At 59.0% G+C, this 24,792-nt stretch carries 22 protein-coding genes and 1 tRNA gene; 11 read left to right on the plus strand and 12 right to left on the minus strand.

Annotated elements, in window-relative coordinates; genetic code table 11:
- The first annotated feature begins 3 nt into the window (after positions 1-3).
- Positions 4-582, plus strand: a complete 579-nt coding sequence (locus tag IFT55_RS07595; protein ID WP_192090613.1) for an ABC-type transport auxiliary lipoprotein family protein — start codon at positions 4-6, stop codon at positions 580-582.
- A gap of 13 nt (positions 583-595) precedes the next feature.
- Positions 596-1,210: a LysE family translocator gene (locus IFT55_RS07600; protein ID WP_192090615.1), complete on the plus strand. Its 615-nt coding sequence runs from the start codon at positions 596-598 to the stop codon at positions 1,208-1,210.
- A 772-nt stretch (positions 1,211-1,982) separates the two neighbouring features.
- Here IFT55_RS07600 and IFT55_RS07605 read toward each other — a convergent pair.
- Complete coding sequence (locus IFT55_RS07605) at positions 1,983-2,843, minus strand: peptidylprolyl isomerase (RefSeq protein ID WP_192090617.1); 861 nt, start codon at positions 2,841-2,843, stop codon at positions 1,983-1,985.
- Between the two features lie 90 nt (positions 2,844-2,933).
- Here IFT55_RS07605 and IFT55_RS07610 point away from each other — a divergent pair.
- The 3 genes from IFT55_RS07610 (at position 2,934) to IFT55_RS07620 (ending at position 5,106) form a co-directional block, all read left to right on the plus strand.
- Positions 2,934-3,024: transfer RNA gene (locus IFT55_RS07610), tRNA-Ser, on the plus strand.
- 163 nt (positions 3,025-3,187) lie between these two features.
- On the plus strand, positions 3,188-4,216 hold the full coding sequence (locus IFT55_RS07615; RefSeq protein WP_192090619.1) for a hypothetical protein: 1,029 nt from the start codon (positions 3,188-3,190) through the stop codon (positions 4,214-4,216).
- Positions 4,216-5,106 (plus strand): hypothetical protein, encoded by an 891-nt coding sequence (locus tag IFT55_RS07620; RefSeq protein WP_192090621.1) that lies wholly within the window; start codon positions 4,216-4,218, stop codon positions 5,104-5,106. Before IFT55_RS07615 ends, IFT55_RS07620 begins: the two co-directional genes overlap by 1 nt.
- Before the next feature lie 4 nt (positions 5,107-5,110).
- Here IFT55_RS07620 and IFT55_RS07625 read toward each other — a convergent pair whose 3' ends face one another.
- The 4 genes from IFT55_RS07625 to IFT55_RS07640 form a co-directional block, all read right to left on the minus strand.
- The gene (locus IFT55_RS07625) at positions 5,111-5,821 is read right to left on the minus strand and encodes a recombinase family protein (RefSeq protein WP_342029253.1); all 711 of its coding nucleotides are present in this window, start codon (positions 5,819-5,821) and stop codon (positions 5,111-5,113) included.
- An 82-nt stretch (positions 5,822-5,903) separates the two neighbouring features.
- Positions 5,904-6,398 (minus strand): hypothetical protein, encoded by a 495-nt coding sequence (locus tag IFT55_RS07630; RefSeq protein ID WP_192090625.1) that lies wholly within the window; start codon positions 6,396-6,398, stop codon positions 5,904-5,906.
- A 1,801-nt stretch (positions 6,399-8,199) separates the two neighbouring features.
- Positions 8,200-8,373 (minus strand): helix-turn-helix transcriptional regulator, encoded by a 174-nt coding sequence (locus tag IFT55_RS07635; protein WP_192090628.1) that lies wholly within the window; start codon positions 8,371-8,373, stop codon positions 8,200-8,202.
- Between the two features lie 178 nt (positions 8,374-8,551).
- Positions 8,552-9,736, minus strand: a complete 1,185-nt coding sequence (locus IFT55_RS07640) for a tyrosine-type recombinase/integrase (protein WP_192090630.1) — start codon at positions 9,734-9,736, stop codon at positions 8,552-8,554.
- Between the two features lie 763 nt (positions 9,737-10,499).
- On the opposite strand from IFT55_RS07640, the gene IFT55_RS07645 reads away from it, so the two are divergent.
- From IFT55_RS07645 to IFT55_RS07655, 3 genes are read left to right on the plus strand one after another with little or no spacing between them, the layout of a single operon-like run.
- Positions 10,500-11,816 (plus strand): site-specific DNA-methyltransferase, encoded by a 1,317-nt coding sequence (locus IFT55_RS07645; RefSeq protein WP_192090632.1) that lies wholly within the window; start codon positions 10,500-10,502, stop codon positions 11,814-11,816.
- Positions 11,809-12,252, plus strand: a complete 444-nt coding sequence (locus IFT55_RS07650) for a DUF5681 domain-containing protein (RefSeq protein WP_192090634.1) — start codon at positions 11,809-11,811, stop codon at positions 12,250-12,252. Before IFT55_RS07645 ends, IFT55_RS07650 begins: the two co-directional genes overlap by 8 nt.
- Positions 12,239-12,730, plus strand: coding sequence for a DUF5681 domain-containing protein (locus tag IFT55_RS07655; RefSeq protein WP_192090636.1), 492 nt, complete (start codon positions 12,239-12,241; stop codon positions 12,728-12,730). Before IFT55_RS07650 ends, IFT55_RS07655 begins: the two co-directional genes overlap by 14 nt.
- A gap of 67 nt (positions 12,731-12,797) precedes the next feature.
- On the opposite strand, the gene IFT55_RS07660 is transcribed toward IFT55_RS07655, so the two are convergent.
- Complete coding sequence (locus tag IFT55_RS07660; protein ID WP_192090638.1) at positions 12,798-13,358, minus strand: hypothetical protein; 561 nt, start codon at positions 13,356-13,358, stop codon at positions 12,798-12,800.
- Between the two features lie 806 nt (positions 13,359-14,164).
- Here IFT55_RS07660 and IFT55_RS07665 point away from each other — a divergent pair.
- Positions 14,165-16,777, plus strand: coding sequence for an AAA family ATPase (locus IFT55_RS07665; RefSeq protein ID WP_192090641.1), 2,613 nt, complete (start codon positions 14,165-14,167; stop codon positions 16,775-16,777).
- A gap of 272 nt (positions 16,778-17,049) precedes the next feature.
- Here the strand turns inward: IFT55_RS07665 and IFT55_RS07670 are convergent, their stop codons facing one another.
- Entirely contained in the window at positions 17,050-18,873 is a 1,824-nt protein-coding gene (locus IFT55_RS07670; protein ID WP_192090648.1) for a diguanylate cyclase, read from the minus strand.
- 216 nt (positions 18,874-19,089) lie between these two features.
- Between IFT55_RS07670 and IFT55_RS07675 the strand changes: the two genes are divergently transcribed.
- Positions 19,090-19,266, plus strand: a complete 177-nt coding sequence (locus tag IFT55_RS07675; protein ID WP_192090650.1) for a hypothetical protein — start codon at positions 19,090-19,092, stop codon at positions 19,264-19,266.
- Positions 19,267-19,340: 74 nt separating this feature from the next.
- On the opposite strand, the gene IFT55_RS07680 is transcribed toward IFT55_RS07675, so the two are convergent.
- Genes IFT55_RS07680 through IFT55_RS07700 form a run of 5 tightly spaced genes read right to left on the minus strand, consistent with a single transcriptional unit; the run spans position 19,341 to position 23,959 of the window.
- Positions 19,341-20,504, minus strand: a complete 1,164-nt coding sequence (locus tag IFT55_RS07680) for a zinc-dependent alcohol dehydrogenase (protein ID WP_192090652.1) — start codon at positions 20,502-20,504, stop codon at positions 19,341-19,343.
- Positions 20,505-20,514: 10 nt separating this feature from the next.
- Positions 20,515-21,030 (minus strand): SRPBCC family protein, encoded by a 516-nt coding sequence (locus IFT55_RS07685; RefSeq protein WP_192090654.1) that lies wholly within the window; start codon positions 21,028-21,030, stop codon positions 20,515-20,517.
- Between the two features lie 33 nt (positions 21,031-21,063).
- A complete protein-coding gene (locus IFT55_RS07690; protein ID WP_192090656.1) occupies positions 21,064-22,140 on the minus strand; it encodes an ion channel in 1,077 nt (358 codons plus the stop codon).
- A gap of 17 nt (positions 22,141-22,157) precedes the next feature.
- Positions 22,158-22,745: a hypothetical protein gene (locus tag IFT55_RS07695; RefSeq protein ID WP_192090658.1), complete on the minus strand. Its 588-nt coding sequence runs from the start codon at positions 22,743-22,745 to the stop codon at positions 22,158-22,160.
- Between the two features lie 38 nt (positions 22,746-22,783).
- A complete protein-coding gene (locus tag IFT55_RS07700) occupies positions 22,784-23,959 on the minus strand; it encodes a zinc-dependent alcohol dehydrogenase (RefSeq protein WP_192090780.1) in 1,176 nt (391 codons plus the stop codon).
- A 424-nt stretch (positions 23,960-24,383) separates the two neighbouring features.
- Between IFT55_RS07700 and IFT55_RS07705 the strand changes: the two genes are divergently transcribed.
- Positions 24,384-24,792: serine hydrolase domain-containing protein (locus IFT55_RS07705; RefSeq protein WP_192090660.1), on the plus strand; the 409-nt coding region annotated here is incomplete at its 3' end.

The following is a 24,792-nucleotide window of genomic DNA, read 5'->3' on the forward strand; positions in this document are numbered from 1 at the left end:
GCCATGAAGAAGCTGTCGGTCCTGATGCTCCTGCCGCTGGCCGCGTGCATTCGCTTCGGCGCGGAGCCGCCGCCCGCGCTGCTCACGCTGGCGGCGACCAATGTGGTCCCCGCCGGGCAGACGCAGACGTCGGCCGGTACGCGGTCGATCACCGTACAGGTGCCGGTGGTCCCGCAGGAGCTGGCGGTCACACGCGTCCCGGTGCGATCGAGCGATACCAGCATCGCGTACGTCAAGGACGCGGTGTGGGTCGAACCGCCCGCGCGGCTGTTCGCACGGTTGATGTCGGATACGCTAACGACGCGTGCGGGTCGCGTGGTGTTGAGCAGCCGACAGAGCTTCAGCGATCCGGGGTCGCAGCTTTCGGGCGAATTGCGCAGCTTCGGCATCGACGCGACGCGCAGCGAAGCGGTGGTGACGTTCGACGCCACGCTTCAGCGCGAAGGATCGGCGAGCTTCGAAAAACGCCGGTTCGAACAGCGCGTGCCGTTGAGCGCGGTCGACGCTACCACAGTGGGCCCCGCGCTGAACCAGGCCGCGAACGGCGTTGCCACCGCGGTCGCCGACTGGGTCGGACGGTAACCGGACGATCGTCATGACGCTGACGACGTGGCTGCTGTTCGTCGCGGCGGTGGCGATGCTGTGCGGCACGCCGGGGCCGAACATGCTGCACGTGATGACGCGCAGCGTGGCGCTGGGCTGGCGGCGCAGCATGCCCGCGATGGCGGGTTGCCTTTCCGCACTGGTCGCGATCCTTACCGCATCGGCCGCGGGCCTTGCAGCGATGCTGGCGGCAGTGCCCGGGCTGTTCGGCGTGCTACGCTATGCCGGTGCGGCGTATCTTTTGTATCTTGGCATCCGTGCGTGGCGGTCGCACGGTGCGCCGCTGGACCTTCCCATTGCCGTTCCTGCGGGAGGGCGACTGTTTCGTGACGGGTTTCTCGTCGGAATCAGCAATCCCAAGGCGCTGCTGTTCGCCACCGCGTTCCTGCCGCAGTTCGTCGACCACACGCGTCCGCAACCGGTGCAGTTCGCGATCCTCGTGGCGACCTTCGCGGCGATCGAATGCCTGTGGTACGCCGTCTACGCCCTTGGCGGCGCATCGCTGGCGCGATATCTGACGCGCCCTGCGCTGCGACGGACGTTCGACCGGGTGACCGGCGGGATATTCATGGGGTTCGGCGTCGCGTTGCTCGCGTCGCGGGTTTGATCACGGCTAAAGACGGCGGAGATACGCCCCGTGCGCAGGGCCGCCAACGCCCCGTCCGCATCGACGATCGAGGACGGCGGCGCCTCCGTTCGATTAGGGGACAGCCGCTCCTAGGGATGTTCGCGCATAGCGGCCGGACTGCCGTCGGACAGCAGGAACGGACACCGCTCGGTGTTCACAAGCTTCCATGCGCGGAAGGCCTCGACAGTCAGCAACCACGTTCCGGGCAAGTTCAAGACCCTCAAGGCCGATGTCGTGTTTCTCGCATCGCTTTATTTGGCAGGTAGATCCCCCGGTTCGTCGGAGAATATCGGCATGAGGCCGTAGCGAAAACATGCGCGACGCTGGTGATTCCGGTTCATTGGGACCGCTTCTGCGAACCGCCCAACAAGCCGCGGATCGTTCTCTTGCGACAGATGGACTCGTTTTGCCGCAGCATGGCGGTGTTGATCCGGCCGGCACGGCGCGATGGTGCGAAGCTGCGACCGTCGATCCCTTATTCACCGATCGATCTGGGACCGACGTCCTGATCCGTTGATCGCCACCGTAGGGGCCGAGGCTGAATCCGCCTTCCGCCCAAGAGGTATCGTGCCTCCGACATGGTCGCGGCCCGTGGCTGCGTGCGCCGGATCGGAAGCGTCGGTCCCGCTGGCGAAGCAGGCCGGCTCAACTGCCGACCTTTCGGACGCAATCATTCGTCAAACCGTACCGCCACGATCCGAACCGGGTGACGGACCGGTTGCCCCCCTTCACCCAAACGTCGCGATCCGTCCTACCCGGCCGGGGTAGCCCGCACCGGCGGCATCGCGTTGCAAATGTCCGCTCCGCCCGCAGGCACGTTGAAGAACGGCGGTTCGCGATTCTCGCGGCTCTTCACCCAAGCGCGGTATCGTGGATTGTCGGCCGCGCGATACTGGAAGTGCGGTCGCGTCGCGTCAGGCAGATCGCTGGCGAGACGGACCGACACGATCGCCGTCGGGGCCTCGTCCTTGGTATAGAAACCCAGTTCGCCCGTGCCACGCGGCAGCGAGGACAGGTGCTCGATCCCCTCGACCACGCGCCCGACCAGCGCGATGTTGCGGTCGAGGTGCCGTGGACCATGCCCGATCACGGCATAGAGTTCGGCGCCATTGCCGGTATCGGGGGCCATGTCGCGCCCGACGCCGACCATCGCGTAACAATGCGTCAACCAGCCCTGCCCGCCCCGCCCCGCGACCGGCCAGCCATCCGCGCTGTGACCACTGGACGCCGCATAGGGATCGGGTCGCGCCAGTCGCGCGACCGCGTCGTACCGGGCCTGATACTCCGCGGGTGGCTTGGCGACGACGCCGGGAGGCAGCGGCTTCTTGCCCGACACGTCACCCCATTGCGCGACATAATTGTCCTGCACACGGTACACCGACGTCCCGTCCCACCAGTGCGCCTTCGCCAGCATGCGGATGTTGGCGACATGTACCGGTGCATATCGTGCCGCCAGCCGGATGACGACGCGCCGATCGCCCGCAAGGTTCAGGACCAGCAGTTCGTCCGCCGGTACGTCGCGCCAATCCGCCGCGACCGGATCGGCGGGCTTCGCCGCGACAGGAACGGGTGCAGCCTGAAGCAGCACGGCGAGGGCAAGGATCGAAATCATGCCGTATCGTGGCATGCCCCTGACACAATGCGCAACCGTCGCTTGCACGAAACCTTGCCACGCCCTAGGGACGCAACCTTCCGGCAATGCGGAGCGGTGGCCGAGTGGTCGAAGGCGCTCGCCTGGAAAGTGAGTATACGGCAAAACCGTATCGAGGGTTCGAATCCCTCCCGCTCCGCCACTTTCATAAAAAAGTCGTTGTTTATCAAGCCCTCCGGGGCGATTTGACCGGCGCAACCAACATAACGCCCAACATCTGCTAGTTGCTCTGGTCAACGTCGTAACGCTGCGTTAGCCTCCTTTCGAAGAAGGTGCGCATCAGCACACTGTTCCGAGGACGCAAGATGATAACTCTGTTCAATGTCGGTCGAGACGAAGTTATTCGTAGTTCCGTATCGTTGGGCTTAACAAATTATCGCTACGCCCTAGAAAACCTTTTACCGCTTATTGATAAATTCGACGAGCAGCGCAAGGTTCAGCGGCGAAAGTTTTATGATCGCCTCCGGTTAGACATTGTACGTGGCTGCATCATGCCGCCACTAACTCTTGCATTTATCGATTCGGAACATGCTGCAAGCTTAGATATAGAAGATATTCAACGTTTCGTTGAGCGGAATATTCAAGACGGATACGTCTTAGATGGCATGCAGCGATTAAATACACTCAAGAATGCGTCGCTGGAAGAAAACTTTAACGGGCAACTCCCATTATATGTAAATGTCATTATTGCAGAGCGCTATGATCTTCTTCTGTATCGAATGATCACTCTGAATAATGGGCAAAAACCGATGACTGCTCGTCATCAGATAGAAATGTTGACGAAAGGAATGCTTGATACAGAGCACCTTGGAATCAGCATCGTATCTGAAAAGGAGACGGAGACCAGTAAGCCACAGGGGGCGTTCAAACGCGGTGATATAGCGGCCGCATATACCGCATTTCTTACCAATAGCGTTCATAACGATAATTCCAGAATTATCGAATCCAAGCTTGACGAGATTCTGGTCGCTAAAGTAATGGATTCCAATCTCACTGAATTAACAGTAAGTTTCCAAGATGCTTTGAAGCTAGTTGATAAGTTTTCTGCCGATGTAACATCGAGGGATTGGCTTCGTTTAGGAAATAATCTAATTGGATTTTCGGTCGGCCTTAAGAACTCTAAGGATACCTTAAACACATTAACACCAGAGAAGTTCAAGGAAGCAGTAGAGACGTTTGAAGATGCTTTTTCTGCGCTAAACGTTTCGAAGATCAATGTCGGAAAATTTCGGCGCGAGTTGTCACGTTTATTCATATCCAAGATTGAACAGTATTTGGATTCTGACGTAGACAAACTTACCGAAATATTCTTCCGAGCCACATTGGTCGAGTAATGGCCAACCCGTACCAGCTACGTGAACCCGTAACCGAAAGTGCGGACCAAGTTGCGCCGTTCAGCGTAAACGAAAATGGCAACGCTTTGCATGAAGTGCTCCGATTGCTTTTAGGGACTATTGATGTTTATAATCCAACGACAGACCAAATCGTAAAATTACGTTCGAACGAATTTCGTACAGAAATAGCTAATAAGTCTCGTCCAGAAAAGATTGTCAATCTGGTCTTAGGACCAGATGTTGGACTCCATGACTATATTAAGATATTAAATACTGTTGGTTTGCGTAACGCAACGTTCTTTAGAACCGTTCGTTCAGAATTAGTTCTGTGCTTATTAGCGAAAAAACAGAAACGGTATACGGAAAGCTTCTTATACCTGTATCGAATTTTAGAGTACGTTTCCGTCGCGTTTCCAATGCTATACGCGCTGTCTCATCAAAGTTTTGTTGGCTCTCACAATTTTCTAAAATCGATCGCCCTGAATGGAAAGGAAGGCGACTTGAAGATTTTGGAGAAAACTATTCCGATCCTGTCAGCGCAAGGCAATCTTACTAATCTTACCTTCGATTTTTGCGTCGAGGGAATTGACGTTGATTGCGTTTCAGCCATAAAAAATGAAATTACGAACTGTGTAAAACCCGCAGTACCAAGCTTAGAATTTGAGACCGAAGGTGACGTTCTATTCCGAGTACCGTTTGACGAAATGTCGGTGTTTTTCGCGACAATCCGAAATAGAATGTTTCATTACCGACTTGGTGAAAAAAACATAAACTGGGACCGCATTGGCGGCTCCGAGACAATTTGTCGAATGTGCGGAAGAGAATTAATATACTGGTTTGCACTCTTGTATACCGAAATAATACGTGTGAGCGGCCGACAGGTATCATAGGTAATTATGTAGCAGTTTCGGCAAGTACGGCGGAATCGATAATCCTCGAAACTTGCGTCGGCCCCCATTTACCGCCACGGGGAGCGGAAATCCCAAGTTTATCCAATGTTAAAGCGATCTGCCTCAACGTCGTTATTCCTTCGTCCTGTATTCTACGAATCGAAATGATTACGTCTGTCGAGCGCTTGCGTGCTGCGGCCGACCGGCTCCTAGCGCTGGCTTCGGCAGCTTTCTTAGATGGAAGTACGTGACCTCGCATTCCGCCAAGTTTGACGCCTCTCGCCTTAGCCGCCGTTAGCGCTGCCTTCGTCCGAGCGGATATGGCTTCGCGCTCCTGCTGCGCGACTAAAGCCATCACCCCAACCGTAAAATTGTTGGCCCCTGGCATATCGGCTGCAACAAATGACACACCGGAATTTTGCAGGTCCATAAGGAAAGCGGCATCGCGAGACAGTCGGTCTAGCTTTGCAACGATCAATGTCGCCCCGGTAGTTCGGCAAAGCCTTAAGGCCTCCTGTAGCTGCGGTCGATTGTCCGCGCGTTTACCGGATTCGACTTCGACGACCTCCCCGGCAAGTTCCCACGACCCACCATTGAGGAATTCACGCACGGTACTTTGCTGCGCCTCCAACCCCAGCCGGCTCCGTCCCTGCCTTGCTGTGCTGACCCTGTAGTATGCAACATGCCTACCAATCGCCATATCGAGTCGTTCCATTAGCCACAACGAGCGTTGAAGCTAATGTAACAGCGGGCTGCTCGATATTCAACTTTCAAGTCGTACGGGGACGCACGATCAACTATTGGCGTCGTTCAGCCGCCGTACGTTCTATCTTTTGAATATCGGCCTCCAAAGACTTGATCGATTGCTCCATTTGTGGCGATTTAACGCTACTTCTTTTCAGTTCCTCAACAATAACGCGGTTCTTCGCAAGAGTTTCATTAAGGTAAGCATCGGTACACTTCCGCAATCCTGCCAACCATTTCTCTTGATTGCTAGTTTCAAACCAGACTATGCCTTTATCGTAAGAGAAACCGGAGAAACCGACATAACCGCCAAAGGCGTTTTTCGAGTTCGTCTTTCCACAAGCGACTTGCTCGTCAGGGAATACCGATTCGAAGCGCAATTCTGTTGATCCCGGATCGAGCATCGCAGCTCTCACGGAAGTTGCCACAATTTCTTCAAACGCTGCGTTTTTGCGCTCGACTTCTTCTTGCGCTGTTAGCGGAGCGGGCCCGCACCCGTGAAGAAAGAGAATCGCGCATATAAATACAGCGATACCAGTGCGTTTCATTTGCGCCCCCCCCCATTTGACGGAGGCCCCCGGCAAAAAGCCGGGCGTTGGAATCCCTGCACATCGCACAAGGCCCGTCGCTTTTAGGCGAGCCTTGAACAGCACGACGGCACCCGGCCGAAATTCGACCGAGCGACATGACAACGAGGATTCCAAGCCTCCTCCCTTCGATTTGGCGAAAGGACGCAGCTTCCATGAAATGGTTGTAGCGAAAGCGCAAGCACGGATCAGTTTAAGCGTTGCGTTTAACTATCGCGCAAGGCGCGAACTACCTTTTACGAATCAACGCAGAGGCCCCTAGGAGGGGCGTAGGACGCCTTTGCGAGTGAACGGCGCATCAAGCGCCATAAGAACGTCGTGATGCCTGGAGCACCCTTGTAAGCCCAATGCGCACTACAGCCGTCCACGTCGCGCTAAAGGCGACGCTTACGCTTCGCCGGAACTGACCTTCCAACGCAGCACTATCCAATGAAGTCTTAGATGTAAATTAGTTATAGACGACAGTACTTAGAGTTTAGAACTACTTTTCTCAAGCAACCCTCACATATCATCGCCTATTTCGCTGGACACAGATCAGTACAGACGTTATGCGACGCCAGCTTGTAGGGGGAGAAGGCGAAACTAATACGGATATATATGAAATATAAACAACAAGGAAGACGTAAATTAGCAGATCAAATATGTAGAGATATTGGACCTAACGTATTTGTCACGCTATCTGTCAAACAGTGTATTATGACAGATAGCGGAATTGTGTTGCATGGATCAAATCAGACATACGATAGGGTGATGAAAGGCCTACTTTTATCGGTGCAAAAGAGACTTTACGGCAACAGACGGTTTAGAAGAAACTCTAAAACTATTCGCGGAATATCGGTAATGGAGCAGGTGCAGGACGGGCGAATGCATTTACATTCTTGCATCCGGCGACCGGAACATGTTACAATTGATCAGTTCCGCAAAGTATTCCTCGAATGCTGGTCTAATTCTAAGTGGTATCTTCCCCGGCATGAGGTAGAGCCCATATTTGGCGACGCGGTCTATTACATTTTGAAAGAAGGTCAGGATAGCATCCTACTTCAAGCATCGGATTTTCGACGATTGGCCAATAGCGCGCCCCTTCGAAATGATAGGCGAAGTTCCTAAATTTCAATCCGACGGGGGTAGATGTGCGTCTACCCTTGTCCGAAGGATATGGGTTATAGACTGATAATATAATACAGTTTAGATTTGTTTATTAATGTTTAATAATGTTAATAGATACTAAATGATTGTTAAACTATCGCTAGCATCTACCGCATTTGCGCCAGTTCTAACAATATAATGGTCGCGTGTGCTACAGGCTCGTATCCTCATCGCGGCGACGCATTGTCCCGCGGATGGTAGCCCGACGGCATCTACTACTCGCATAAGACGATTACGCGCGCTCGGCGTCATAATCCAGCTCGTTGCGTAGACGCTTCGACTCGGCAACAGCGCGTCGACTACGCGCTATAATCAGCGCGAAGGCGTTAAAAAATTCCGGCGTTCCAACCTCCGGGCCGGGGCGATCGAGAATCTGCATTACCGGCGAATAACATAAATTATTACGGTACGTGAGCCTACTAAGGGGTTCTTTTCCTTATGAGCACTTCGCTACGTCGAAGCCGCTCTTTTGATCGATCCAACCGTTCCCGTGTACGATCGACACGTTCCTGCATACGAGCCATCAAATGATGCAATTCGTTGTCAGTCATCCAAGATGCGTAGGGATTCTTCGATAGGGCGACATTCACATAGGGGGGGGTAGCGTCCGCTTTTTTCACCACCCATTAGACATAGGACGTGCTTCCAACCATGCATCAATGTCGTTAGAACGCCATCCAACGGCACGCCTACCAATTTGAATTGGGCGGGGAAAATCACCCCTGTCCATTGCTGCATAAATTGCACTTCGACTTAGCCCAACGGTGTTTTCCACTTCCGGTCGCCGCATGATCCTTGCTGTGCTCACTGCTTCCTCCAAACGTTGTTGGAAGGTGCTAAAACGCCTTTTGCCCAGCCGTCAATTCGCTAACTATCTGATTTCTAGGGCAGTTTTTTACGATGCTCCAAAGAAATCTGAAAACACAGCTTTTAAAGCATCTAATATAATAGGTCATTGATTTTGCTTGTTATTTAGTCGCTGTGTCCAAAAAGTCACTCCAATCGGACATAAGCACTCGTCTTTTCTCGAACAGGTCGGATCGGGCGTACGCGGCTTCGGCCTTGTCTTTAATCCCGTGCGCAAGGGCGAACTCGATAACCTCGCGGGGGTGGCCCGTCTCATCCCCTGCCCAGTCTCGGAACGATGATCGGAAGCCGTGCGGGACGGCAGCGATGCCAAGTTCCCTCATTAGTTTCGACAGGGTCATGTCAGATAACGTGGTTCCGCGAGCGCTCGGGAATACTAAGTCGGCATCTTCGCGCCGCAACGCTTTCGCACGTTCCAAGATACGCAGCACGGCTGGTGTCAAGGGTACACGATGCGCTTTCTTGGCTTTCATACGCTCTGCCGGAACAACCCAAACCAGCCGCTCAATATCAATTTCGCTCCATAAAGCGCCGCGAACCTCACCTGAACGACAAGCGGTATGGACGAGAAAGCTGAAAGCAAGCTTAGTTGCGGTAAAAGCCTTGCTTGCATTCACTGTTGCGATTGCTTTTGGAACCTCACTGTGATGAAGCGCGGTCATACGCTTTACATTCGAGCGATCATGTTTAAGCAAAGCTTGCTGCACTACATCCGCCGGATTGTCAGTCCGATACCCGCGCGCAATCGCCCACTTCAAAACTGTCCCGATACGCTGTTTAACTCTCCGGGCAGTCTCACTTCGCCTCGTCCAAATTGGATCAAGGGCCAGCAAAATATCCGCGCTCGATACCGCACCTACTTTGCGCGCCCCGATGTGTGGGAAAACATATGCCTCCATCGTCGAAAGCCACTGCTTACGATGCTTTTCGTTGCGCCAGCCGCCCTCGTTATGTGCATGAACCTGCCGCGCCGCTTCTTCGAAGCTGGGAATAGCCTTTGAGCGTTGCTTTGCCGCCAGAGGGTCATAACCCGCCCGTGCTAGCTTCCGTTGCTGTAAGGCCGCTTCACGGGCCTCCCCAAGCGTTACAAGGGCAGCCGATCCCAATCCTACGTCGCGGCGCTTACCCTGAATAACAATTCTCTGCACCCAACGGCGTGCCCCCGAAGCATCCACCTTTAGATACAGCCCTTGGCCGTCGGCATGGAACCCCGGTCCGAGGTTACGGGCACCGGCAGGTGTAAGACGCTTCTCTTGATGGCGTCCGGTGGGTTTAATGCCTGACATGCGCCTAACATACCGCCCAACATATAAAATTGGAACCACGTTGAACGGGCAGGATGATACAGGAACCTAACGTTTAAAAGGCTATAACAAACAGACAGTTAGAGCACATCAAGGAACTTACAGGAACAACTAACAGCGGCCTCCCGCTCCGCCAACTAGTCCTGACGCTTCCCACAATCACCATATCCCCGCGGGGAAATGGGCCAAATCTGCGCGTTTCCTCGACCTGGGCGGTACTGCGTAGACCGCTACGTGAACTCAAATCTGACCATTCTGGCATAAAATCTCTGCGTGAGTCGCGGGCAGTACGGTTCGAATGGCTTTCCCGTACTTCCGGGAAAATACTGGGGTAACCGCCAATATCCGCCGCAAATGCTGCTCGTCGGTATAACCGTGCACGCGTGTTTCTGCGGCTTAGCGAGCGCCCGCAGCGAAAACAGTCACGGGAATTAATTACTCCAAACCGGCTGTTCAATCGCGCTTGACGGCTACTGCGCTGCGAGGCACTAACGGAAGCACATTAGCCAATGGCTTAGGCATCTTTGTCGATCGAACCGGTCGACAGGCAGCAATGCTGCTAGGATGTCACTTAAGGATCCGCAACGCGGCCCTGATCTCACTGTGATTTCGGACTTTCGCAATGCGGCCCCGAGCGCTCCAAACAGTCGTAGGCCACGAAGTCCGTAGGCGTTCTCGCCTCCGGAGACTGGCCTTCTCCCCCTGATAAGGCGAGCCCGGTCTCGCCTCGACGACGAGATACGCTATGAGCAAAATGCCCGACTACAAGATACATCTTCGTGCGCCCAGTGAACTGAAAGCGCGTGCGGATAACCCCCGTGTACACAGCCGCAAACAGGTTCGGACGATCATGATCTCCATGCGTCAGTTTGGGGTAACACACCCAATCCTAATCGACGATCAGGATCAAATTATCGCCGGCCATGGCCGCGTTCTAGCAGCGTTGGAGTTGGAACTATCAACCATCCCAACGATCAGCCTGAAACATCTTACCAAGTCCCAACTTAAGGCCTTCATGATAGCAGATAACCGCACGGCGGAACTGGCTACGTGGGATAGGGAACTGTTGGCACAAAGCTTCGCTGAAATTGAGTTCCTGGACGGAGAGCTGGACCTTTCGGTTACGGGCTTTCAGTTGGAAGAGATCGATCTCTTGGTTGATTTTCGATCGAGCAGAACGCCGAAGGCCGAGGATGAGATCCCACCACTGGCGGTTGACGCGATCTCTTGCGAAGGCGACGTCTGGGTCTTCGCTGATCGTCACCGATTGCTGTGCGGAGACGCTACTGTTGCAGCATCCTATATTACGTTGCTCGGTATCGAGCGAGTCGACATGGTCGTCACTGATCCTCCGTGGAACTGCCCGATCCAGGGCCATGTCAGCGGACTGGGTAAGCACAAGCACCGTGAGTTTGTCGCCGCATCAGGCGAGATGACAAGCGAAGAATTCCGGCGCTTCCTTGAGGCGTTTATGACATCTGCGGAAAAAGTAAGCCGCTCGGGCTCACTCCACTACATTTTCTGCGATTGGCGAATTCTTGGCGACGTTTTGTCGTTAGGCGAAAGCATTTACCATCAGATGGTTAACTTAGCCGTCTGGGCAAAAACCAACGCTGGAATGGGTTCTTTTATGAGAAGCCAGCACGAGCTGGTTACGATCTTCAAAAAAGGCCGGCGCGCACACATCAATAACGTTAATCTTGGCGTGGACGGACGTCATCGTAGCAACGTCTGGACATTTGCGGGGGCAAACAGTTTCGGTCTGGAGAGGGACGCAGCGCTGGCAATGCATCCAACGGTTAAACCCGTACTTATGATCGCTGAAGCGATCAAAGATGCCAGTCACCGGGACGACCTCATACTCGATCCGTTCGCAGGATCCGGGACGAGCCTGATTGCCTGTCATGACACCGGACGACGGGCGCGGTTAATGGAACTTGATCCTCTGTACGTTGATGTGATCTGCGCCCGCGCGATGCGGCACGGGATGTCGGTCATACTAGCTTCGTCGGGCCAGACGTACGAAGAGGTTCGCGAGGATCGGAAGGTGTTGGATGCCTGAAGAAACCGACGGTCCTGTGGGATACCGTAATCCACCGAAACACTCGCGCTTTCGCAAGGGCGGCCCCCAACCTAAGCGCCAAAAAAATACAGGCGCAGAGTTGGACGCATATGCATTGCTGAACGAAACGGTCACGGTCCAGGAGGGCGATAGGTCTCGCAAAATACACCCGCACGAGCTTGGTCTTCGTCAACTAGCCAGAAAAGCGATCAAAGGCGATCTGAGTGCAATCGAGTTATCAATGAATGAATTCGAGCGTTACGACATTATTAGCGCACGGACGCCCGGTTCGAATTGGCCGACAAGACTATATGTACCGGTAGACTGCGATCCCGACGAGTGGCACGAAAATTTAACAGTTTATGGTCCGCCGCCCTGGCCGTTGGAACACGACGGCATCGCCCGAATTCAGGAGCTTCGTGATGCAGTACGATGACAATGAGTTCGCTAACTACTTCATCGACGACGACGTTAACAATGGACCTTCGGAACGTCCGCACGGGGTACGATTCGGCGAGGGACAGCCAATCAATCGCCGCGGGCGACCCCGTGGCTCGACAAATATCAGGACGATGACCAAACGGGTAGCCAGGGAGCGCCATAGCGTCATGATCGACGGCAAACGCCGTCGCAAAACGACGCTTGAACTCATACTTCTCAGTTTGAAAAAGAAAGCCGCGGAGGGAAACGCCAAGGCTTTTCGGCTCCAGGAATCGTGGCTTCGTAAGCTCGCTCCGCAGCACGAAGATACCCTCGCAGTTCTTATTGTGCCTGAGCCGGTAACCGCTGAAGAATGGGAAGCCATCTACAGCCCATCCATGTCCGACCAAGATGTGAAGGAACGCTTCCCTTACTTGATACGAGCGAGGCGCGCACACCAACTTTACATCTCTACCACCAAACGCTCTCTTTAATAAGCGGACAAGGTATAATCTTCGATAATTATCATTTGCATTCAGATAGATTAATACTTGATATCTCTTATTGCGGAACCACGCGCGTTATATCCGCGACATGATCCACTACCGACGCTAATTGAGCGAATGTCGTCGAGCCGGTCATTTTATTTATGCGGCTCAAGCTAATACTAGCCTGTGTTGGGAGATCCCGGGCTGGTAGAACGTAGAAATTCCATTGCTCAGGCCGCCGATGATCGGCGTTATCATCAGTCCGAGGATGATGCGCAAATACGTAAACGTCTGCCCATCGTCGTCGTTGGACGATCCAGTCCCTACCGACGAAACGCCCTGTCCGCTCAGCGATATCAAACGTGCTCTTAGTAGGCTGGTCGCTCCCCGTCGCCCAGCTTTGACGTGCAGCTGACTGCTTGAGCTCAAGTGCGACGCCGTCGCAACGCTCGAAGTCATACGCGTGATAATCAGCGCTGCAATGTCTCCAATGGTTGCCTAGCGCATGCGCGACGATTGCTTCGGCAACAACAGCGCGAAGAGTGTTCATAAGTATCGGTTGACCAAAGGCAATTTCGCAGGCGGCCTGCTGGATCAGCCGCGCACCATCATCACTGTTTGCCTTACCGTCCAACTAGGTCGCTCCGGCTTGGTGCGACCCGCTTGCCTCATACGTCGCACCTATGTCCTCTCGGGGCGACGGCCAGAAGCCGGATGTTCGAAACCTGTCTTGCGGCAGGCGCATGCGCCTTTACCGTTGCCGGCTGGACATGCGCGCATGCCACCCGGCCTCAGCAAAGCTGCGACCGAGTAAGCAAGAAGAGGTTTCGACGCCCCGCCCCCTGGCTTTCACAGGGAGCAGCGCCAGATTGCTCGAACTCGCTACGGAGGCAAGTCGAATGTGACAAAAAAGCGGAATTCGGTCGGCAGTTGAATTATCGGCCGACGGGAACGCATCCAGGCACCGGACTGCATGCGCGCAAGCGACATCGAGCTACAGACGAACTCACGCTGCCTGTCGTGCTTCGTTCAACTTCAACCTGCGCTAGCCTAGGGTGGCCAACTGGATGCCTGTCCAACCAGCACAACAGAGCGCCGATTTTGGTGGATGGCAGCCTGTCCGCTTTCGGGTGGCATTCGGCAAAACCGGACGTTCGTTCAAGGAGCGCTGTAGACGTAAGAATGTCGCCCGCTGATGGAATGCCGCTGAACGCTTTTGCGCGTTCGGTGCGAGGCGCAGTAGCTTGTTCAGGCGAGACGGAGCGGGCACCGCACGCTTCGAGCGCCCTGTCTTTTTACGAGGACCAGCGCAGATAGTGACTCGCCAGAAGCCGATGCTACAGTTTGTGCTGCGCACGCATAAAAGCGATATCGGGGGGAGCACTTGTGGGGAAACTTACAGAGTGGTGTGCCGGCCAGCCCGCCTGGGCGGTGGACGCCATGAAGCGGGCGGCTTCGTGTTCGCAGGACGTCGATTCCGACGTCGATGCGCTCGTCTGCCGGATCGGGCTGGCGCACGGCATCGCCATCGACGGCGAACACCCCTGTCAGCCGTTCACCGAGGAGAGCGTCGTCGTGGTCGGCGCCAGTCCGGACGACGTCATCCTCCACTCCGTCGGTCCGCTGCAGGGTTTGGACAGGCTCGCCGGCGACCAGGTCCTTAAGTTCGCGCTGGACGGCATCACCATCGTTTTCGGCGACAACGGATCGGGCAAGAGCGGCTACACGCGCGCCCTGCGCCAGCTGACCTGCGTGCGCGAGGACGCGCCGCTGGAGAGCGACGTCTTTGCGGCGGGAAACGTACCCTCTAAGTCGATCACCTACGCCTACCGGGTAGGGAAGGTCGACGCCGTCACTGCGACCTGGACCGAGGGAGACCCGAAGCCAGCGGTCCTCGGCGGCGTGACGCTACTCGATACAGATAATTTGCGCGTCTACGTGAACGGCAAGAGCGACATCCTCTACATGCCTCCGGAGGCCGCGTGCGTCGGGCGGCTCGCCGACCTCTACCAAGCGGCGGCGAGCCGCTACCGTGGATGGATCGACGACGTGAGCAGGCGATGCGCGGGAGCGTTCGGCGGCTACTACGCCCAAGGCACGAGCGCTGCGGCGCTCATCGCTCGGCTGCAGGAGGGAACGCCGGAGGCGAACCTGCCCACCGAGCACGCGCTCCGCGACGCAGCGACTTGGAGCCCCGACGACGAGGCGGAACTTGCCAGTTTGCAGGCTGAGTTGGTGCGGGGACCGGCGGCGACCGCCGCCCTCTGCGATCGGATCGCGAGTTCGTGCCTGACGGTTGCCACCGCTGTCGAGGCGACAGCGACGCCCCTGTCGGACGATGTTGCAGCGGGGGACAAACCGCTCGTGGAGGCCAGGCAGCGGACACGGCGCGTCGCCGACGCGCTCGCAGCCGAGCAGATCGGCTCGCAGCCGGTCGGGGCCACAGGCTCAGACACCTGGCGCGAGCTCTTCGCGATCGCGCGACGGTTTGCAGCCGAGGCCGGGGTGCGTACGAACGGCGAGCCGTTTGCCGTCGGCGATCCGTGCCCGCTCTGCCAGCAGACGCTCGGCGAGGATGCAGCCGTGCGCCTGGCAGCCTTCGACGCCTATGTGGAGGGACAAGCGACGCGCGAAGCCGAACTCGCCGCCGGCGCGACGGCGCAACGCATCTCGGCCTTGCGCAACCTCTCGTTCAAGGCCGAGGGCGAGCTTCGGATGCTGCTCGCGGAGGCGGCGACGCACGGCGCGCCGGCGCAGGCGATGGTGGATCGTACCGCCGCCTTCAGCGCAGGGCTGGAGGCGCGCCGTGACGAGCGCGTTCGCCAATTCAATGACGGCGGGATCGCGGACCTCGAGCCGCTTCCCGCCTCACCCCTCATCGAACTCCGGACCTGGGCGGCGCAGCTGAGCGAGCACGCTACTACGCTGCGATCGGGCGACGACCGGACTGCGGCGGCGACGGCGAGGATCGCTGAACTGACGGATCGCCGGCAGATGAGCGGCCAGGTCGAGGAGCTGGTCGCGCGCCGCAAAGAGTTGAAGAGCATCCACATGTGGAAGCGGTGCGAGGCCGCCCTGAACACCGGGCCTTTGTCGCGGCTAATGACGTCGCTGCGCAAGGAGCTGACGACGCCGGGACTCAGGACCCGGATCGAGGAGGAGATCCGCAACTTTGCGCTGACGCACATACCCTTCCACTTCTCCGACGAGACCTCGAAAGGGACGAGCTTCTTCGAGGTCGCGTTGGCGACCACCAGGAAGGCAAAGAAGGCGCGCGTCCTGAGCGAGGGAGAGCAGCGCGCGCTCAGCCTCGCCTGCTTCCTGGCGGAATCGCACGTGGCGGGCAGGAGCTCCGGCATCCTCCTGGACGATCCGGTCACTAGCCTTGACCACGGTCGCGTGAGGCGCGTCGCGCGCCGGCTCGTGGACGAAGCGGCGAAGGGACGCCAGATCGTCGTGTTCACCCACAACCTCGTCTTCTACCACGAGCTGACGCTGGCCTGCGTCGACCGCGCCGTTCCGGTGCCCGCGTTGCCCTGCCTCATCCAGCAGGGCGGCAGCGGCGAGTTCGGCATCGTGACGGTGGGCGACGCGCCGTGGGTCGCGCGCAAGGTGAAGGAGCGAGAGCAGACGCTCAAGGCGATGATCGACGACATTCCCGACGATCTAGCCGTCTCGACCGACGACTACGGGCGCAGGTGCACTGGGTTCTACGCCGCGCTACGCGAGACCTGGGAGCGCGCCGTCGAGGAGATCGTCCTCAACGACGTCGTCCGCCGCTTTGGTCCGAACGTCGGCACGCTGCGGCTAGGCGGGGTGAACGTCAGCGATGACGACTTTTTGATCGTGCACCGGGCGATGTCCCGCGCTTCCGAGCGTTCTGGACACGACCAGGCCGCGGGACGCCAAGTGGACACGCCGATTAAGGCGCAGATGCGGGCGGACCTCGCCGAGCTGACGAGCTTCAGAACCGCAAAGACGAAATCCAACAAAGAGGCGGACGATCGCCGCAAGTCGCTGGCCACCGCGCCGCCAAGGGCGGCGGTCGTTTGACGCGGCAGCCATCGTGGAGCTCGCGTACAATCCGGCACCTAAGCGAACGCATGCCATGAGCAAAGCCCCGCCTGTCGGCTTCGACGACATCGTGACTCGAATCAGCCTCGCAGGTCGGATGAACGAACGCCCAATCGTGGAGCACGGCTGAAGCGAGGCGAGCGTCCATAATTGAGTCATCAGTTTTGCAGGTGAGGTGTTGATTGTCCGTCCGACACCAAACGTTAATCGACAAAAGTCCTTCGGCGCGGCCAGAGTTAAGCCGCTGACAGTCAGGCCGCGACAAGACTGATCGTCGCACGGTTTCTACCCTCGCGCTTGGACTGGTAGAGAGCCATATCGGCCGCCTGAATGAGGGTCGAGCCGTCGCGTGCCATCGTATTCGACCACGTCGCGATGCCAAAAGACATACTGGTTGATCCGAGGCTGCGGCTGCCATGCCGAACGCTCAGCTCGGCGATAGCGCGTCGGACGACGTCCACGCGACCCGCCAGAGCGTCCGCGGTCGTGCCCGGGGCGATGATAGTGAACTCTTCACCCCCAAAGCGGCAAACCACGTCGCCGTCGCGAAAGCGGCTGCGCATTTCTGCTGCAACAACCTGGAGAACCGCGTCGCCGGCATCATGCCCGAATTCGTCATTGAATCGTTTGAAGTGATCGACGTCACACATCACGAGGCTGAGCGGCGTGCCAGCGCGGGAGGCACGCGCGATCTCCAGTTTCAGCATCTCTTCCATATATCGACGATTGAACAGGCCGGTGAGCGGGTCGCGGATCGTCTGCTCACGTAGCGAGCGCTGGAGACGATGGTTCACCAATGCTGAAGCGATGTTCTCGGTCAGCACGTTCATGCGGAAGCGGTTCTCGCTCTCGATCTGACCTTGAAGGTAAAGGACACCGATCACCTCACCGCCGGCGAGCAGGGGTTCGCAGTGATACACCTCGTCCTCGCCGACGTGACCGCAAACGATGTCGCCGCCAGGTCCAGCCACATAGTGGCTCTGCCCGCGGCGCAACGCCCAGCACCGATCTGGCGCGAAGCCCTCAAGCGGAACGTTGGTGCCGCCCCAGCTGGCGATGGGCACGAGGCAGTTGCGCGAGTTATTATGCGCGTAGAGGGCACCGGGAACGTTCGGGAGTACGCGCGGTACGAAGACCTTGATGATCTGCGCTAGCTCATCGTCAGTGCGTGCGGCTTGCATGCGGTGCGACATGCCGCCCAGAAGCCCAATGACGGAGCCGCGTTCGCGCAGGGTTTCGCTGTTCCGGTGCAACTCGGCATTGGCGGTTTGCAGCTGACGCTCGCTGTTCGCCTGATCGGCGACGGCGTTCCTCAGCCTCTCCGCCATGACGTTATAGCCTTGTGCAAGTCGGTTGAACTCCTCGGATCCCATTGCCGTGTCAATGCGAGCATCCTGCTCACCATCACCCAACGCCGTCATGGCGCGCATCATCGTCGCCAACGGCCGCCGAATACCGCGGATCAATAGTGCGAAGCTGCAGATAACCAGTAGCGCAACCACGACCCCTCCGATAATGGCGAGCCTCCGCCCGCTGGCGAGCCGCTTGTCCGCCGCGTCTTGACGGCTGGTCTGCAAAGCCCGCTCCTCGTCAAGGAAGCCATTAGCCCGGACGCTGATCGCATCCATCAGCTCACGCCCGCGACCACTGGCGACGATAACGACCGCTGCAGAAAAATCGCCACGACGTGCCATGATCAAGGGCTGCCGAAGAAAGGCAGCCCGCTGTACCATCAGAACCGCGATCTCTCGCGCTCTTGCATGCTGCAAAGGGTTGTCGCTCGTCTGCCGGACCGCAATGGCCATATTGCGCGCAGAACTCTCCACCCGCTCGGCAAACGACCGAGCGTAAGCTGGATTGCGCGTAATGATGAAGCCCCGCTGACCCGACTCCGCCTCGCGTAAATCCCCTAACGCTGCTTCAGTCGTCTCAATCACCTCTGCCGAGTGTCCAGCCCACTCAAAGCTTTGGCTGGTTTGCCGTGAGGCGTCCACGAGGAGCCCTGCCAGCGAAGCCAGTGAGATTAGGACGACGAGGCCGATCGCGGCGATCCGCGCTGAAAGTGACGACAACATGCCTTTGGCCGTACCTGTCAGGCTTTAGCATCCTGTTACTCCGGCTAACATCGTGCACACGAAAGACCCCGGCGGTAAACGAACGTCCGGTTTCTGGCAGAGGCCACAGGGGGCCGAGTGACCGCAATTGGGTCACCTTGACTGCGGCCGCGCGAAGCGTCTGTGTATTGCATGCCGTGACTCGGCCTCATGTTCATGGACGAGTGTAACCTCCCGATGCCACGCATTGATCAGCTTCAAGGCAACCCGCTCACCCTGTCGAGCACGTTCCAGCAAAGGATCACCACTGCCGCTTTGCAGGTCGAGCGCACCGTTGCGGCACCGGTCAATCTCTTGCTGGATGCGCAGCATCGTCCCGTGGTGGCGAGCGAAAAGGCTCTCGTAAACCGATAATGCAATAGGGTCGGGTGACGAAGCCATGCAGCAGCCTTTCACTTAGTGAGTTCGAGGACGGCTGAGATCAAATTTCAGGGCGCGAACACTGCGCGCAGGCAGCTATCCTCCTTGTGCTTGAACATGTGGTAACCCTTCGGGCTCTCCTCCAGTGAGAAGCGGTGGGTGGCCAATGCCGCTGGCGTCAGCTCGCCACGTTGCGCATGCTCAAGCAGGCGCGGGACATAGGCTTGGCCATGCTGCTGCGCTGTCCGGATGGTGACGCCCTTGTTCATCAGCACCCCGAGCGGGAACTTGTCCATTACGCCATAGACGCCGAGGATCGATAGGGTGCCGCCCTTGCGCACCGCCAGCATCGCCTCACGCAGCGCGGTGCCGCGATCCGTTTCCATATACAGCGCCTGCTTGACCCGATCATAGGCGTGCTGAAGCCCGGTCCCGCCTGCCTCCATCCCGACCGCGTCGATGCAGGAATCCGGACCACGCCCGCCCGTCAGTTCCTTCAGCGCTTCGACGACATCCACCTGCGTATAATCGAGTGTGATTGCCCCGAATGCCGCGGCCTGCGCCAGCCGCTCGGAGTAGCGGTCGATAGCGATGACGCGCTCCGCACCGAGGATCATCGCACCCTGCTGGGCCATCAAGCCAACGCCGCCGCAGCCCCAAACCGCGACGACATCGCCGCGCTGGATGTTGCAGAAGTCAGCGCCCATGAAGCCGGTCGGCGCCGCGTCCGAGATGAACAGCGCCGCCTCGTCGGACACACCGTCGGGCACCACGAAACAGTCGGTGTCGGCGAACGGTACGCGGACATATTCGGCGTGCGCCCCGGCGTACCCGCCGAACGCATGCGAATAGGCGTAGATGCCGGCGGTGGGATAACCCAGCAACGGCTCCTGCAACTCCGGCTTGGGATGGGTGGTGTCGCACAGCGAGTAGAGATCGTGCTGGCAGTACCAGCATTGCCCGCAAGAGATGAAGGACGGTACGACCACGCGGTCCCCGCGCTTCACCTTCGTCACCTCGCGGCCGACATCGACGATTTCGCCCATGAACTCGTGGCCAAGGACATCGCCCGCCTTCATCGTCGGGATCAGGCCGTCGATCAGGTGCAGGTCCGAACCGCAGGTAGTCGACAGCCGGACCTTGAGGATGACGTCGTTGGGGTTGAGGATGGCGGGGTCATCGACGGTTTCGACGCGCAGGTCGTTGACGCCGTTCCAGCAGAGTGCACGCATCTGGCTTCTCCTACTTGTCGGTGCCGCCGTTGCGGGCGGCGGGCTGTGGGTCGGTGGTCGGGATCACGCCGGTCGTTGTCAGCGCGCGGAACCGATAGAGCGCCTTGGACACGATCTCGCGCGGCACGATGTGGAACAGCTTGCTCACCGCTTCGCCGACAACGCCACCGGGCGGATCGAAGCGTACGTCGAGATGGGCTTCGGTGCCGCGGTCGCCCGGTGCGGGCCGGAAGGTGAGGACACCGGTGTTGGCGATGTCGGCTCCGTCGAGCGAGGACCAGCGTACCGTCGTCGCGTCTGCGTCCTGAGCCGCAGTGCGCCAGCGATATTCGCCACCAGCCGGGCCGCGAGCTGTCCATTCGGCGGAGCCGTCGTCATCCGCGGTCACGTCGGCGAAATCGGCCCAGATCCGCGACTGGGTTTCGGGTCGCAGCCATAGCGCGCGCAGCTCGTCGGCGGAGCGACCGATCGTGACAGATGCCCGCGCAGCGGCATCCAGCGATGGTTCGGGTGAGGCAGTCTCCATGGAAAGCTCCTTTCTGATGACAGGACGGTTTCGTCAGGTGAGAGTAAGTGGCGTGCTCCGTCGGGCTTCGATCTCGTCGATGGTGTAGCCCAGTGCCGGGCCGACGCGGCGGAGGAGCGGGTCCCATCGGCTGCGATGCTCCGCGTAGCCGGCAGACACCGGCAGTGCCTCGATGCCCACGCGCGCCAACGTAAGGGTGCCCGCGGCATAGCTCTCCTCGAAATGCTGGCATTGCATCGGTGCGGGTGCTGTCCGTGTCGGAAAATGCCGATCGAGCGTTTCCAGGAGCAGCAGGGCGCAGCGGCGCAGCGACTCCACCGGCGCCGAATCCACCAGGGACTGGTACTTGCCGCGATCGAGCCCGGTTTCGATCAGCGCGGTGAGGTCGAGCAGGACGAAGCAGATCCGCGACACCGCATAGCGTGGCTCGCGGAACCGGAAGTGGAAGAGCAGCGGATAGAAATGATGCGCTTCCTTGGTCATCGCGAGCGGCCGCACGAGGTTGTCGAGCGCGCTGGTGGCATCGCTGAAGTCCCCGCCGGGACCGAGGCGCGCCAGCATCTCGGCAGCATCCCCCGTCTCTCCCGTCATCAGGTCGACGGTCAGCGCCAGCGCGTTGCGCTCGTGCAGCGCGGAATAGACCTGGACGAGATAGCTTAGCACCAGCGACAGCACCGATGCGCCGATCAGCGAGTTCAGCAGGAACAGCATCCGGGTGCCGGTGGTATGCGGCGCGTAATCTCCGCCGCCGACGATCGAGAGGCTGTTGCCCGCCACCAGCAACGCGGTGATCAGATCAGTGGGCGTGTCGCCGCTGCTCGGCCGGATCGCTGTGCCAAGTTCGGGGCGGATGATGAGGGCCGCCGCGAGCGTCAGGCCAAGCGCCCAGAAGGCGATCAGCGAAACGACGATCAGCGGCCCTGCGAACGACAGCACCGTTGGCCGGTAACGGCCGGCGAAGCGGCAAAGTGCGCTGACGATCGTCCAGACCAGCCGGTTCCAGCGCGGCGCGAGCAGCCCGGTGCCGGCGCGGGCGTAGAGGATCGTCAGGAAGATGTCGGCGAGGAACAGCGCCATCAGCGCCGCCCCGCCGATCTGTTCGAGCGTCATGGCCGAACACTCCGTACTCAGCCGGCGAGCGCGGGCACGGCGTCCGCCACCGTTCCTTCCGCCCGGTAATCGGCGGGCGTCTCGAAGTCCTGCCGCGCCAATCCGCGTGAAGCCTGCGGGCCGCGCGGCAGTCCGCTGCGATCCGAATAGTCGCGTCCGCTTGCCGGTTCGCGCTTGTGCGCGGTCCTGACGCCGAAGAAGGCGGTGAGGTCGAGCAGCGTGATCCCCGCCACCAGCACCGTTGCGATCGCCGCGTTACGACGTTGGGGATTGTCTCGCTTCAACCCCGTGGCGAGCGTACCGAGATCGAGTGCGTCGCCGACGATACGGGAAGCAAGGCCGATCGGCTTGTCGATCGACAGCGTCGGCACTGCGCTTGCCAGTTCACGGGCGCCATAGGCACGGATCAGGCTCTGCTTGTCGTCGAGCCCCAGCGTGCGGGCGATCCGGCCCGGCGCGACCAGTTCGGCGACACCGAGCCCGACCGAGAACCAGCCGAGCGCGCGCGCCAGCCGGTCGGCGCCGGTCATCGAGCTTGGGCCCTTGCGCTCTACCCGCGGGTCGCCTTCGGAGCGGGTGATATGCGTCAGATTGGTGAGAGACATGGTGACACCTTTCCGGAATTCGGATGCGGGGGACCTGTTCAGGGCCGGAGCATGACCTTGATGCAGGCGTCCGCCTTGTCGCGGAACGTGCGGTACATCTCGGGTCCCTGGGACAGATCGACCTTGTGCGTGATGACGAACGACGGATCGATCTGCCCGTCCTCGATCCGCCGCAACAGGTCGCCGGTCCAGCGCGGCACGTGCGTTTGCGCCATGCGGAAAGTCAGGCCCTTGTTCATCGCCTGACCCATCGGGATCTTGTCGGCGAGACCGGTGTAGACGCCGACGATCGAGATGACACCCGCCGGGCGGCAGACATAGATCATCTCGCGCAACACGTGCGGCCGGTCGTTCTCCACCAACAGCATCTGCTTGGCGCGGTCGAGGATCGTATCGGGCTGGCCGAAATTGACGTGGCTTTCGGTTCCGATCGCGTCGATGCACTTGTGCGGGCCTTTGCCGCCGGTGAGCTCATTCAACCGCTCGACCACGCTCTCGTGCGTGAAGTCGATCGTGATCGCGCCGGCCGCGGCAGCCATCGACAGCCGCTCGGGCAAGTGGTCGATCGCGACCACCTGTTCGGCACCCAGCAGGATCGCCGAGCGGATTGCCATCTGTCCCACGGGGCCACAGCCCCAGATCGCGACGGTGTCGCCGGGCTGGATGTCGGCCTGCACCGCCGCCTGCCAGCCGGTCGGCAGGATGTCCGACAGGAACAGCAGCTTCTCGTCGTCGATGCCGTCGGGCACCTTGACGTGCGTGGTGTCAGCGAAGGGGACGCGCAGATATTCCGCCTGTCCACCGGGATAGCCGCCGGTCAGGTGCGAATAGCCGAACAGGCCCGCAGTCGCGTGGCCGAACGCCTTGTCGGCGAGCTCCTTCTTGCGGTTGGTCCGCTCGCACACCGAAAAGTTGCCGCGACGGCACTGGTCGCACTCGCCGCACTGGATGGTAAAGGGGATGACGACGCGGTCGCCCTTCTTCAACGAACCCTTGGCTGCGCTACCCACCTCGACCACCTCGCCCATCGTCTCGTGGCCGAGGATGTCGCCCGGCAGCATCGCCGGGATGAGGTTGTGAAACAGGTGGAGATCGGAGCCGCAGATCGCGCAGCTCGTTACCTTGATGATGGCGTCGCGGTCGTCCTCGATCTCTGGATCGGACACCGTGTCGTAGCGGACGTCTTCCTTACCGTGCCAGACTAGAGCTTTCATGCGCGCTCTCCCGAGTCTCTGCGCCCGCCCCACACCCGAATACCTCCGGCTGTGATTCCTGCTCAACCAACTAAGTTACAAAGGAATTATTTTCTGAAACGGTGCGCTCGCAGGGTCGTGATGAAGCGAGCAGGGACGACGCTGTTCGCGCTTAGCCACTCGGCGCGCAGGCCTTAAACGCATTCCGCCTGCAGATAACCGCATCGCCCGTCGCCTGCCGTTAGAGATGCTCAAAGCGCTGTGCGGCCGCGACGCGTGACATGAACAAGGGTCCGCAATCGGGAAGCGAGTAGGGTGGTCTGAATGTCCGACTGTGGGTCGTCGCTCTCGCGGATCGGTTGGGGTCTTCCGTTGTAGTGGTCTCGGCTAGCCTCGTCGCGTCGAACCTGTATGTCCGTAAGCAGGTCGCTGACAGGAATTGATAATGGATTTGGTGTCCAGGCGGACAATGCTCGCTGCCCCGTGTCTTGGAACGCTCGCCATAGCCGTGGCGGCAGGTGCAGCAACCGCGACGACGCCCGGCGCCCTTGCCAACCTGTCAACCTGGATGGACTTGGCGTCCGTCCCGGGCGCGAGCTGGGCAATGCTGGACAGCTTCGGCGCAATCTCATCCGGTGCGATCGGCTATGCAAAGGCCAATGCCGAGCCTGCGATACCTGATACTCTGTTCGAAGCCGCATCGCTGTCCAAGGTAGTTCTGGCGGTCGCAATCCATGACATGGTGCGGGAGGGCCTGATCGACCTCGACCAACCGGTGGCCGAGCATTTCGCCTTCACCGCCGATGCCGCGACGCGATCAATTACGCCTCGCCACCTGCTATCCCACTCTAGCG

The organism is Sphingomonas sp. CFBP 13720 (assembly GCF_014842075.1).
GTDB lineage: Bacteria > Pseudomonadota > Alphaproteobacteria > Sphingomonadales > Sphingomonadaceae > Sphingomonas.